This is a genomic window from Vibrio sp. 11-4(1) (genome assembly GCF_013048625.1).
GTDB lineage: Bacteria > Pseudomonadota > Gammaproteobacteria > Enterobacterales > Vibrionaceae > Vibrio > Vibrio diabolicus.
Genome location: NZ_VHSY01000003.1, coordinates 164,161 through 176,964, shown reverse-complemented (window position 1 = coordinate 176,964; position 12,804 = coordinate 164,161). Strand labels below are relative to the sequence as shown.

The window sequence follows — 12,804 nt, the reverse complement described above, 5'->3', positions numbered from 1 at the left end:
TTTGGTCTCTTACCAGCTTGATCAAAAATGGTGCGGAATTTTAATCCGATCACAACTACTTTGTAAAGCCTTTTGTCGATTATTGTCTGTACAAAATTTGTTTGCAGCACCAAGGCGAGGTAATATGACGCCCAAATTTCCTCTATACAGAAAGCATACTGAGAAAACCATGCGCATTATCGGTATTGAAACCTCTTGTGACGAGACTGGCATCGCGATTTATGATGATGAAAAAGGTCTGCTGTCACACAAGCTTTACAGCCAAGTAAAACTGCACGCAGATTACGGTGGAGTGGTGCCTGAGTTGGCTTCACGTGACCATGTAAAGAAAACCATTCCTCTTATTAAAGAGGCACTAAAAGAAGCGAACTTAACTTCGAAAGACATTGATGGTGTCGCGTACACCGCGGGGCCGGGTCTCGTTGGTGCACTATTAGTGGGCGCTACTATTGGTCGCAGTATTGCTTATGCTTGGGGAGTGCCAGCGGTACCTGTTCATCATATGGAAGGTCATCTGTTGGCTCCAATGCTGGAAGATAACCCACCGCCATTCCCGTTTGTGGCAGTGTTGGTGTCGGGTGGTCACTCGATGATGGTCGAAGTGAGAGGCATCGGTGAGTACAAAATTCTAGGCGAGTCGATTGATGATGCTGCGGGCGAAGCGTTTGATAAAACGGCGAAGCTAATGGGGCTGGATTACCCAGGTGGCCCGCTGTTGTCTAAACTAGCAGAAAAAGGCACGCCGGGTCGTTTTAAGTTCCCGCGCCCAATGACTGATCGCCCTGGCTTGGATATGAGTTTCTCTGGCCTGAAAACCTTTACAGCAAATACGATTGCTGCGAATGGCGATGACGAGCAAACTCGCGCAGACATCGCTCTGGCATTTGAAGAAGCCGTGTGTGCAACATTGGCGATTAAATGTAAACGCGCGCTTGAGCAAACAGGTATGAAGCGTATTGTTATTGCTGGTGGTGTGAGTGCTAACCGTCGTTTACGTGCAGAGTTAGAGAAGCTAGCGAAGAAAGTTGGCGGCGAGGTTTACTACCCACGAACTGAGTTCTGTACGGATAATGGTGCGATGATCGCTTACGCTGGTATGCAGCGTTTGAAGAATGGCGAAGTGGCCGATATGTCGGTAGAGGCTCGCCCACGTTGGCCGATTGACCAACTGACGCCAGTCGCTTAATCAAACTTATGCGGTAGGTTTAATAGATTCACTACGATAAAGGTCTCTGCTCATCAGAGGCCTTTATTTTTAGCTATTCAATGAAAAGCTTCGTTTACACTCTGACTGATGCGAGCAGTTCGGTATCGTTTCAGTGATAGGATAGTGCGGAAGAATAAGAAATGGATATAACAATGAATAAGTTTGAAATTGAAGGTCAGCAACTTGCTTACCTTGATAAAGGTGATGGTCCAGTATTACTGTTTGGTCACAGTTATTTGTGGGATAGCCAAATGTGGGCGCCACAAATTGAAGTTTTAAGCCAGTCATATCGTTGTATTGTGCCAGATTTGTGGGCACATGGTGAGTCAGAAGCGGCCCCTGCATCGACAGAGTCATTAGTTGATTATGCACAACATATGTTGGCGTTGATGGATCATTTGGACATTGAAGAGTTTTCGGTGGTGGGCTTATCTGTTGGCGGCATGTGGGGAGCGGAACTGACGGCTCAAGCACCGCAACGTGTGAAATCACTGGTATTGATGGATACCTTCATTGGTTGGGAGCCAGAAGTTACGTATAAAAAGTACTTTGCAATGCTTGATACCATCAGCCAAGTCCAAGCGGTGCCTGCGCCAATTATTGAAGCTGTCGTGCCATTGTTTTTTGCTAATAACGCTGAGCAGGTGAATCCTGAGTTGGTCGCTGCATTCAAACGCAGTTTAGAAAGCCTGAGTGGTGAGCGTGCGGTTGAAGTGGCTCGCATTGGTCGCATGGTGTTTGGTCGCCGTGATGTGATTGAAGATTCGGAAAAATTCGCTCTGCCGACGTTAATTGCGGTGGGCTGTGAAGATAAGCCTCGCCCGGTTTTCGAATCGTATTTAATGAAAGACTGTATCACGGGCAGTGAGTTGGTAGAAATTCCGCAAGCGGGACACATCAGTTGTTTAGAACAGCCGGAATTCGTCAACCAAATGTTGTTGAACTTCCTGAATCGAGTTCATGCATAACCAATGAATGCATCGTTCTCTAAACAAAAACTCGGCATTAAGCCGAGTTTTTTTGTGTCAGTTTCTTTTCGCCAATTTTGGGCTCGTCGCCAGACAAAAGCCGACGAATATTTTGATGATGCTTAAATACGATTAAGCAACACAGCATAGCAACAGGTAACGTGTATTGCGGTTTAAACATCCAGGTATAAAACGGAGTGACCAAAACCGTGACGAGAGCCGCTAACGATGAATAGCGGAATAGCGCGGCTACTGACAGCCAAGTTAACATCACTAATCCTGTTAAGTCCAAACCAATTGGAGCGATAGCGCCAAGCGCGGTTGCGACACCTTTTCCGCCTTTAAAGTGGAAAAAGATGGGGTACATGTGCCCGAGACAGGCGGCAATGGCGATGACGCCAAGAATAATAGGGTCGATACCAAGAAAGTATCCGCCCCATACGGGGATGGTGCCTTTGAGCATATCGCACAACAAGACTGAAACAGCGGCTCCTCGTCCGCCAATACGCAATACGTTCGTTGCTCCAGGGTTGTTGGAGCCTACACTGCGTGGATCTGGCAGTTTTAAGAGTCGACAGATCAAAACCGCACTGGAAACCGAACCCAGTAAATAGGCGGCCATTGTCATTATCAGTGCCAGTGCGTCCATAGAAGTCCTTGATGGATTGGAATTTAATGCTCGGTTCCCGCGTAGTTGCTATCATACCTCGAATTCACATAATGCAGAAATCCTCACTGTGATAGAGCTTGCATTATGTGATTTCTTGTATATAAAGATGCTTTCGCAGTTTATACCTAAGTAACATTGTGATGACCCAAGGAAATGTTACTTAGGTATAGAATACTACGATCAAATTACCCCTCACGGGTATCCGACCTCTGTAATAGAAGGACATAAGATGGCTCTGGATAAAGTTTTTATTGAACAATTAGAAGTAATCACCACGATTGGCGTGTACTACTGGGAACAACAAATTAAACAAAAGTTGGTTCTGGATATCGAAATGGCGCACGACAATAAGCCTGCGGGTAAAAGTGATGATGTGCAAGATGCGTTGGATTACTCGCAAGTGAGTGAGGCGGTACTGAGCCATATTGAAAATGGTCGTTTTCTGTTGGTTGAGCGCGTAGCCGAAGAAGTGGCAGAGCTTATCATGCAGCGTTTCTCTGTGCCTTGGGTGAAAATCCGTTTAGCAAAACCTGGTGCAGTGCCACAAGCACGCGCTGTTGGTGTCGTGATTGAGCGAGGTCAAGCATGATCACCACCTATATCGGTGTTGGTACGAATGTAGAAAGAGAACAACATGCGCTCGCTGCGTATCAGGAGCTGCTACAGCTTGGAGAAAGTCTCCTCGTATCGCCGGTATATGAATGTGAACCTATTGGCTTTAGCAGCCAGAACTTCTACAACTTTGTCGTTGCAATGCGTACCGAGTTGTCATTAGAAGAGTTGAGTCATCAGCTACGTGAGATTGAATTTAAGTGGGGACGCGAAGAAAATGCGCAAAAGTATCAGGATCGAACACTGGATCTCGATATAGTGTTGTTCGGTGAATGCGTCTCCACGAAAAAACCTGAGCTACCTCGCAGTGATATCTACAAATATCCTTTTGTCACAAAGCCTCTGTATGATCTCGAACCTCAATTAGTGATCCCAGGCGATGGACGCACAGTCGCAGATATTTGGCATGCAATGCAGCCAGTCGATTCACTCAAACCTGTTTCTTTTTCATTTTTAATTTGAGTTGTTTACATGAGTTATTTTGAAGCCTTTATTCTGGCTCTGATTCAGGGTCTGACAGAGTTTTTGCCTATTTCGAGCTCTGCCCATTTGATCCTGCCCTCCGCCATTTTGGGATGGGAAGACCAAGGTCTAGCTTTTGATGTTGCTGTTCACGTCGGTACATTAATGGCGGTAGTGATCTATTTTCGCCATGAAGTGATCACTCTGTTCCAGGCATTATTTGCTTCGATCTTTAAAGGAGATCGGAGTAAAGAAGCAAAACTTGCTTGGATGATCGTGATCGCCACGATTCCAGCTTGTGTGTTTGGCTTGTTGATGAAAGACATCATTGAAGTGTATCTACGTAGCGCTTATGTCATCGCGACCACAACGATCGTATTTGGTTTGTTGCTTTGGTGGGTAGACAAAAACGCTAAGTTGGTTGCGGATGAATACCAAACGGGTTGGAAGAAAGCCGTGTTTATCGGTATTGCTCAAGCCTTAGCGATGATTCCTGGAACGTCGCGTTCAGGGGCGACCATTACGGCTGCACTTTACCTCGGCTTTACTCGAGAAGCGGCTGCGCGCTTTTCATTTTTAATGTCGATCCCGATCATTACATTAGCTGGTAGCTATTTAGGCATGAAGCTAGTGACCAGTGGTGAACCTGTCCATATTGGCTTCTTGCTGACTGGTATCATCACATCGTTTATCAGTGCATATATTTGTATCCACTTTTTCTTAAAGATGATTTCACGAATGGGCATGACACCGTTCGTGATTTACCGTCTGATTCTAGGTTTCGGTTTGTTTGCGTTCTTGCTTAGCGCCTGATAACGCGACGGATTGGCAGCTTGCTTAACCGCAAGCTGCATACCTAAACCACAACGTCATTCTGAACAGCGACGAAGGAGCGAGGTTCAGAACCTTCTCTCAGAGTTTCTTGTGGCGTTGGCCATTTCTAAAACTGCCCTGCGTGCTGATATTAGATTCCTAGTCTCGCTAAGGCTCGCTGGAATGGCCTGGCATGAATACAATTCGGTTAATTAATCTGAGCTCAGATCACTTATTCAAAGCGACTCTTACCGCTTCAATCCGTCTCTTTTCTTGTTCATCACGTATTGCTGGGCCTTTAAATCCATCCTTAATGATGCTCTGAACATCTACGGCGGCTGCGGCTTGATAAGCGTGGGTAAAAATCTCAGCTTGAGGATAAGGCTTCTCTTCTAACCCTTTTCGACCCGCATGGTCAGCCTGACAACATATTAAAATATCTTCTAAGCGCTCAGCTTTGCGCCACACATCGAATTTGTTGAGTATTTTTATGATGGTTTGCGGCTTTAACTCGGCCGCGCGATGGATATTGGAGTGCTGTTCGCACACCATCAAGGCTAAATCACGAAACTCATTCGGTACACGGACACGTTCGCACAGCTTTTTGATCAGTTTTAATCCTGTATGACAATGCATTTTGTGGCTTGGCCATTCGCTCTCTGGTGTTACCCCTTTGCCTAAGTCATGCACTTGAGCGGCAAATCTGACGGGGAGTGAGTTACTCAGTCTTGCAGCTTGCTCTGCCACCATCAAAGTATGGATGCCCGTATCGATTTCTGGATGCCATTTTTCTGGTTGAGGTACGCCAAATAGTGCATCAATTTCAGGTAAAACAACGGTCAATGCACCACAATCTCTTAGAACCGATAAGAAAATATCAGGGCGAGGAGTGGAAAGGGATTTATGCCATTCTTGCCAAACACGCTCGGGAGTCAGTGTGCTCAGCTCTCCAGATTCTGCCATGTGGCGCATTAACTGCATGGTTTCGTCGGCAACCGTAAAGTCTAGATCAGCCAGCTTGGCAGCAAAACGAGCGACACGTAAAACGCGTAGAGGATCTTCGACAAAAGCGTCTGAGACATGGCGTAGTAGTTTATTATTGAGATCTTTCTGGCCACCATATGGGTCATGGATCGTACCATCACTCTCCATTGCCATTGCATTAATAGTTAAATCACGACGAATTAAATCTTCTTCTAAGGTTACGTTTTGATCAAAGAAACACTCAAAGCCAGTATAACCAGACCCTGACTTTCTTTCCGTTCGCGCAAGTGCATGTTCTTCTTTACTTTTTGGGTGCAAAAATACAGGAAAGTCTTTGCCAACGGCGGTGTACCCTTGGGACAGCATCATATCGGGAGTCGCACCTACGACCACCCAGTCGTTGTCATAACTATCAATTCCGAGCAATTTATCTCGAACTGCGCCACCTACTAAATAAACTTGCACGAATTACCTCTTAATTTATTGATATGCCGTTGGACATTGTAGCAAGCAATGGTACTTTTCTTTACTCCCGAGAGTAGATGCAGCTATGTTTATATTATATCTGACTATTCCCTGGTGGTTTTTTAGCTGGAGAGCCTAATGTATAAGGACTTTTTTGGGTTTGTAGAACAACCATTTTCGATTGTTCCAAACTCGCGTTATTTGTATTTAAGCCAACGTCACAAAGAGGCAATCACACATCTCCAAGTCGGGCTAGGCGATGGCGGTGGTTTTGCTATGCTTACTGGCGAAGTGGGTACAGGCAAAACGACCGTCGCAAAAGCGATGCTGGCGAATTTAGGTGATAACACCAAAGCGGGTCTGATCCTAAATCCCACGTTTTCGAGTCGAGACTTGCTCGAAGCTATTTGCGATGAATTCAAAATTACTTACCCGCCAGATGCAAACCTCAAACAGCTAAACCAAGTGATTCACAAATACTTGCTGCGTAATTATCGCTCAGGCTGGCAGACATTGCTGGTCATTGATGAGGCTCAACACCTTGCTGCCGACGTTTTAGAGCAGTTACGTTTGTTGACCAACTTGGAAACCGATACCAGAAAACTGCTCAAAGTGTTGTTGGTCGGACAGCCTGAATTACAGCGGCTATTACAAACGACGCAACTACGCCAGCTCGCTCAGCGCATTACTGGGCGTTATCACTTGTTGCCGTTGGATGAAAAAGAGACAGAAGATTACATCGCGTTTCGATTACATACGGCAGGTGGTGACCAGCAACTGTTTAATCGTGCTTCTTGTAAACTCATTGCCAAATACAGTCACGGCATCCCGCGCTTGATTAATCTTATCTGTGATAAATCTCTCAACATCAGTTATCACCAAGGTAATGCGGTGGTGGATAAGCAAACCGTTCAGCAGGCCTGTGAAGAGGTAATGCAGTTTCAGGCAGATATTTATCAGCAAGATAAAAAAGAGCGCCGTACTTTCCGCTGGCCTGCTTGGGGCTCTGTCACGGTGGGTCTTATTGCGGCATTAGGTACGGGGTGGGCGGTCGTGAATTATATGCCAGCTCAAGCAACGTCAGTGTTAGCGCAAGTGAGTGCACCAAGAGAGGAGCCAACGCCAATAGTCGTCAACCAACAATTGACAGATGATCAGCGTGACTTATTGTTAGCACAAAAACAGTCGAATCTCGCCGTGAATGATTTGTATCGTTTGTGGGGTTATCAAGCATCGGTTCGCGACAATCTTTGTTTATCAGAACCCCAATCGACCATGCGTTGTGAGCGTAAAATGGCGACCTGGCCGCTGCTGATGCAACAAAATCGCCCTGTGATTTTGGAGTTGAATTATCAAGGTGATGTTGGGTATGTCATTTTGTACGCCGTCGGCAATGACAAAGTCGAAGTGCTCAATGGCAAGCAGCGTCTGCGTCTGCCTATTTCGTGGCTAAAGCCGATGTGGCAAGGCAATATCATTGAACTGTGGCAAGCACCGTTGAAAGAGACATTACGTTTAGACATGGAAGGCCCTGCGATCGAAGTATTAGACCGATTATTAGCAGAAGCGGTAAGTGAGCCGCTGCTTGAAACGTCTATTTTTGATGGTGCGATGAAAGAGCGCGTTGAGTTATTCCAACGTTGGCAAGGTATTGGGGTCGACGGCATTGCAGGTAAGCGGACGCTAGATCGTCTTCAACAAAACGTGCAGCCAGATGCGCCTCAACTGGCACGAATCGAGAAGGAGGACGCATAATGTCAGCCATGAAACATATTGGTTTGTTCTTGTTGCCGATCACCGTTGCTGCAATCGGAGTTGCTTGGTATTTAGATCTCCTTACGCCTCATGCTGAAGCTAGTACTTCCGCCCCTAAGGCTAAGATGGAAGCGGAACAACCGTTCAAAGCATTGGACTACCCTGAAACTACTCAGTTGGCGCAATTGCCAAGAGAGTGGCCAAGTGCAGAGCTGTCTCGTGATTTTGGTACGTTTGCAACATCTGATGAATATGTGAGTAATACAGCAAACAAAGACGAGATAGAAACATCTGTATCAACTCAAGGCACTTCAGTAGTTGAAGAGGACCTAGGTTTGTCTCTGGATGATCTTGACTTGTCCTCATTATCTCCTGATTTGGCGCGAAAGGTCGAAAATGCGTTATCCCGAGATGATGCGCCTTCACCACAAACGGTGCGCGTGAACGATTTAGAGCGCAACGCTCACCAATGGCAAGGGCGTTTACCTGCGCTCAATTTGCAAACTCACATGTATGCCAGTGATGAAAATCGCCGCTGGGTGAAAATTAACAATGTTGAATATCATCAAGGAGACGTTGTTGATGGGCAGGTCACATTAAGAGAAATACAACCGCAAGCGGTGATTGTCGAGTTCCAAGGTGAGAAAATTCGTATCCCAGCGTTGTATGAGTGGAAAGGGTAGCCGTTTTTTATAGTAAATCATCAAGCCAGCGAGGTCATGTCGCTGGCTTTTTTGTTTCTCATAAGGTCTTTTTTCATCTATTTGAGTGATGATTTTTAGGGACTCACACAAGCTAAATATAGCTTTTCTAAGTCGTTTAAATAGCACCAATATCGTTCAACTATTGATAGCGCGATTCCAGTCAGCGTTGTGTAAAAAAGCGCCATATTCACGAACTTCGTCATCACGACCTGGTCCACGTTAGACCCCATGAAATAACAGGAGTCTACACAGAGACACATGCGTATTCTGATTTTTTCTTTAAGTGTTGTTGCGTCGTTAAGTTACGCAGCAAAGCCGACCCCTTTCCCTATAACACCAGATAATAACGGACAAGATTTTATGGTCAGCGCGACCAACCCTTACGTGAGCAGCAATGGTTATTCAATATTGAAAGAGGGCGGGAACGCCGTTGATGCCATGGTCGCGATGCAGATGGTGATGTCTGTAGTTGAGCCAGATATGACGGGAATTGGCGGCGGTACTTTCGCGCTGTTTTATCAACATGACAAGCAGAAGTTTTTAGCCCTTGATGGGCGAGATGAAGCGCCGTCTAGCGCTCACCCTGAGATGTTTATTGAAAATGGGAAAGCACTCAGCCGCGATGAAATTTTGGGGCCTCGCTCCGTTGCGGTACCGGGCACCTTACGTTTGCTTTATTCCACTCATGAGCAATACGGCAAATTACCATGGTCTGAGTTGGTTCAACCTGCGATTAAGCTCGCGCGTGATGGGTACGCGATGAATAGCTATACCTATGATATCGTCGTGCGAGAGCAAACGCGTTTGGCTCGCGACCCAGAAATTAAAGCCTTGTATTGGCAAGATGATGAAGTGAAGCCAACAGGGACGTTAATGAAGAACCCTAAAATGGCTGAGACGCTAGAGAAAATAGCTCAGCAAGGCGATCGCTATTTGTATGGTGGTGCACTTGGTCAACATATTGTTGATACGGTGAATAGTCGTATTAACGATCAGCATGAGAAATTGTCGTTAGAGGACTTTAAAAACTATCAGGTGAAATCTCGCGATATTATTGAAAGCGATTATCGAGGCAACAAAATCGTTTCGTTTGGTTACCCGGCCTCTGGCGGTGTGATGGTTGCTCAAAGTCTGAAATTGCTGGAGCCGTACGATATATCTCAGATGGCATTAACTGATGTAGAGCCTTGGCGTTTAATGACCGAGGCGATGCGCTTAGCAAAAGCTGATCGTATTGCGTATGCCGGAGATCCGGATTATTTGGAAGCGCCAGTTGAACAGTTGTTGTCTAAAGCCTATCTAGATCAGAGACGTGATTTAATCCCTGATAATGGCACCTCAAAAGAGGATCCAAAAGCAGGACAGATAACGCAAACTCAGTATGCGCAATATCAAGGCTTCGAGAGCAAAGATACAGGGCACATTTCTATCGTTGATAGGGAAGGTAATGCGATTGCTATGACCAGTACCGTTGGCACGGGAATGGGATCTGGTGTCATGGTTGATGGCGTTATCTTGAATGCACAAATGGCAAACTTTTCACCTCAACCAACGGTTAACGGCAAGCCTACTCAAAACTCGATTGAAGCGGGTAAGCGTCCACGCTCAGCCATTACGCCATTAATGGTGATGGACAGTGATGATAACTTGCGTTTGGTTGTCGGTTCACCAGGAAGTTCGCAAATCCCGGGGTATGTACTCAAAACCTTGGTTGGCGTGCTGGATTGGAACTTATCAGCGCAAGAGGCTATTGACTTACCAAACATCCAGTACGGTACCAAGATAGACCGCACCAAGTCTTATGACCCGACAGGCTTGCTGGTGGAAAAGAAAACTTTCGCAGAAATGCTGGTGCCGGAGTTTATGGCGCTTGGCTACCCAGTACACGTTATTCCAGTGGTAAGTGGTTTGAATGCAATTGAGCTAAAAGATGGCAAGCTTTATGGCGCAACGGATCGTCGTCGAGCGTCTAGTTCAATGGGGGAGTAGTACAGATTACCGTAGAACTAAGCAAACAAAAAAGCCAGTCGAATATCGACTGGCTTTTGCATTCTTTTTTATAGATAAAAGGGCGAAGGACTTATGCCCAACCCGCAGGTGAACGTTTTCTACGAGGCATGACATGCGGCAGAATCAAACCAAATAGCAAACCTAAACCTGCAACACCGCCGCCATAAGTGAAGTACTTAAGCAGCATGTCGTCTTTTTGTGTATCCAGTTTAGCGCGCAGCTCGCGGTTTTCTGTTTCAACAGAAGTAAGCTGGTCGCTGATCTCAGAGTATTTATTCTCAAGATCGGAAATTTGTTGGTTGCGCGTTTCTAGAGAGGTAACAAGGCCAGCTTTCTCTGCATCAGAAGTTTTACGAGCGTTAGCAAGCTGCTCTTTCACTTCTGCTAGCTCTTTCTCAATGCGAGGAAGGCGAATCGCCATGCTTTCTTGGTTTGTCACAAACTTGCTTTGTACCCAACCAGTACGACCGCGGTCATCACGAACTTGCGTATAGCCAGTATCTCGGTTGGTTTTAATCAGTTGTACTTTAGAACCGGCATTAACACTACCAATAATACGGTAGGTGTTATTTGGACCTGAGTGCATAAAAGTGAAGAGGTCATCAGAAATATAACGGTCTGCTGCTAGGGCCGCTGGCGCTGCTAGCAAAGTAAACAAAACCGTGATGATTAGTTTTTTCACAGTAAATCCCTTAACGATTTTTCTTGGAGACAGCGTTGGCACCGAATGATTGGAGCCGGAAATAGACGAATAGTATGCAGTTTCAAACTTCGGTGCAACAAAGAAGGGAGGCAAAGCCTCCCTTTCTGTGCGTTTGAGTCAATAATGACAAAGCGCTTACATTCTATTGACGAGTGTCTTAAGCGAACATCGCTTGAAGTCCGTAGAAGAATACAACGGCCAATAGCGCACCTGCTGGTAGTGTAACGATCCATGATGCCACGATGTTACGAACTACGCCCAGGTTTAGTGCCGCGATACCACGAGCAAAGCCAACACCGAGAACCGCACCAACCAATGTTTGAGTGGTTGAGATTGGCAGACCAGTACCAGAAGCTAGAACAACAGTACAAGCGGTTGCTAGCTGAGCTGCAAAACCACGGCTAGGAGTTAGCTCAGTGATGCCTGTACCAACGGTTGCCATTACTTTGTGACCCAGTGTCGCAAGACCGACCACGATACCAATACCACCAAGAGGTAGAATCCACCAAGCGATGGTGCTTTTCGTGCTGATTTCGCCCATATGTTCAACAGTCGATACTACAGCAGACAGTGGACCAATGGCGTTTGCAACGTCGTTTGAACCGTGTGCAAATGCCATTGCACAAGCGGTGATAACCATCAGAACGCTGAAGATACCTTCCACGCCAGAAAAGCTGCGGTCTTCTTCGCGATTAGCGAATTTTTTCTGGATGTATACATAGCCGCCAACCATCACGAGTGCTGAAACTGCTGCTGCCCACATCCAAGCTTCGCCATTGGTTAGGTGAAGACCAACGTGTTTTAGACCTTTTTTGATAGTTACAAGTGCAATCACCATTGTTGTGATGAACATGTAAACAGGAACAAAACGTTTGGCGTTGAATAACGGGTTTTCAGTATCAAAAATCAGACGTTGTGCGCTGACAAAGATAACGTAAGCAAAGAAACCTGAAATCACTGGCGTAATAATCCAGCTACCAACAATGCCTTGAACGCTGCCCCAGTCAACCGCTTCAGTGCCTACTGATACGCATGCAAAACCAATGATTGCACCGATGATTGAGTGAGTCGTAGATACTGGCCAGCCCATGTAAGAGGCAAGAAGTAACCATGTACCCGCAGCCAAAAGAGCAGACATCATACCGTAGACAAGAACGTCAGGTTGACTAGCAAATAAAGAAGTTTCGATTACACCTTTACGGATAGTGTCGGTTACTTCACCGCCTGCAAGGTAAGCACCTGCAAATTCGAAGATCATCGCAATGATGATAGCTTGTTTTACGGTTAGCGCTTTTGAACCTACTGATGTACCCATCGCATTAGCAACGTCGTTCGCGCCAATACCAATCGCCATCATGAAACCAAAAATCGCTGCAACAATAATCAGGACAGTGCCGTAGTTCGCAAGGATATCCATCGTAATACCTAGTTGTTTTATAACAAGCGGAACA

12 protein-coding genes are annotated in these 12,804 nt (G+C 46.0%); 8 read left to right on the top strand and 4 right to left on the bottom strand.

The annotated features are described in order from the left end of the window. Positions 1-169 precede the first annotated feature (169 nt). Positions 170-1,186, top strand: a complete 1,017-nt coding sequence (gene tsaD / locus FKN16_RS07140) for a tRNA (adenosine(37)-N6)-threonylcarbamoyltransferase complex transferase subunit TsaD (protein ID WP_046874179.1) — start codon at positions 170-172, stop codon at positions 1,184-1,186. Between the two features lie 173 nt (positions 1,187-1,359). Continuing rightward, a complete protein-coding gene (locus tag FKN16_RS07135; RefSeq protein ID WP_104971245.1) occupies positions 1,360-2,175 on the top strand; it encodes an alpha/beta fold hydrolase in 816 nt (271 codons plus the stop codon). A 37-nt stretch (positions 2,176-2,212) separates the two neighbouring features. On the opposite strand, the gene plsY is transcribed toward FKN16_RS07135, so the two are convergent. After that, positions 2,213-2,824: a glycerol-3-phosphate 1-O-acyltransferase PlsY gene (gene plsY, locus FKN16_RS07130; RefSeq protein WP_005379857.1), complete on the bottom strand. Its 612-nt coding sequence runs from the start codon at positions 2,822-2,824 to the stop codon at positions 2,213-2,215. A 250-nt stretch (positions 2,825-3,074) separates the two neighbouring features. Here plsY and folB point away from each other — a divergent pair, with 250 nt between their 5' ends. From folB to FKN16_RS07115, 3 genes are read left to right on the top strand one after another with little or no spacing between them, the layout of a single operon-like run. Then, positions 3,075-3,434, top strand: coding sequence for a bifunctional dihydroneopterin aldolase/7,8-dihydroneopterin epimerase (gene folB, locus FKN16_RS07125; RefSeq protein ID WP_170902367.1), 360 nt, complete (start codon positions 3,075-3,077; stop codon positions 3,432-3,434). After that, positions 3,431-3,919 (top strand): 2-amino-4-hydroxy-6-hydroxymethyldihydropteridine diphosphokinase, encoded by a 489-nt coding sequence (gene folK / locus FKN16_RS07120; protein WP_005395976.1) that lies wholly within the window; start codon positions 3,431-3,433, stop codon positions 3,917-3,919. The genes folB and folK overlap by 4 nt, the downstream gene beginning before the upstream one ends. A gap of 9 nt (positions 3,920-3,928) precedes the next feature. Then, entirely contained in the window at positions 3,929-4,732 is an 804-nt protein-coding gene (locus FKN16_RS07115; protein WP_006743204.1) for an undecaprenyl-diphosphate phosphatase, read from the top strand. Between the two features lie 228 nt (positions 4,733-4,960). On the opposite strand, the gene FKN16_RS07110 is transcribed toward FKN16_RS07115, so the two are convergent. Beyond that, positions 4,961-6,181 (bottom strand): multifunctional CCA addition/repair protein, encoded by a 1,221-nt coding sequence (locus FKN16_RS07110; RefSeq protein ID WP_170902366.1) that lies wholly within the window; start codon positions 6,179-6,181, stop codon positions 4,961-4,963. 138 nt (positions 6,182-6,319) lie between these two features. Here FKN16_RS07110 and FKN16_RS07105 point away from each other — a divergent pair, with 138 nt between their 5' ends. From FKN16_RS07105 to ggt, 3 genes are all read left to right on the top strand, one after another. Further along, positions 6,320-7,936, top strand: coding sequence for an ExeA family protein (locus FKN16_RS07105; RefSeq protein WP_170902365.1), 1,617 nt, complete (start codon positions 6,320-6,322; stop codon positions 7,934-7,936). Continuing rightward, entirely contained in the window at positions 7,936-8,619 is a 684-nt protein-coding gene (locus FKN16_RS07100; protein ID WP_170902364.1) for a general secretion pathway protein GspB, read from the top strand. The genes FKN16_RS07105 and FKN16_RS07100 overlap by 1 nt, the downstream gene beginning before the upstream one ends. Before the next feature lie 279 nt (positions 8,620-8,898). Next, complete coding sequence (ggt, locus tag FKN16_RS07095; protein ID WP_170902363.1) at positions 8,899-10,629, top strand: gamma-glutamyltransferase; 1,731 nt, start codon at positions 8,899-8,901, stop codon at positions 10,627-10,629. A 91-nt stretch (positions 10,630-10,720) separates the two neighbouring features. On the opposite strand, the gene FKN16_RS07090 is transcribed toward ggt, so the two are convergent. Both FKN16_RS07090 and FKN16_RS07085 read right to left on the bottom strand, forming a co-directional pair. Beyond that, positions 10,721-11,332, bottom strand: coding sequence for a TIGR04211 family SH3 domain-containing protein (locus FKN16_RS07090; RefSeq protein WP_031780509.1), 612 nt, complete (start codon positions 11,330-11,332; stop codon positions 10,721-10,723). 178 nt (positions 11,333-11,510) lie between these two features. Further along, complete coding sequence (locus tag FKN16_RS07085) at positions 11,511-12,770, bottom strand: inorganic phosphate transporter (RefSeq protein WP_005395948.1); 1,260 nt, start codon at positions 12,768-12,770, stop codon at positions 11,511-11,513. Positions 12,771-12,804: the final 34 nt, after the last annotated feature.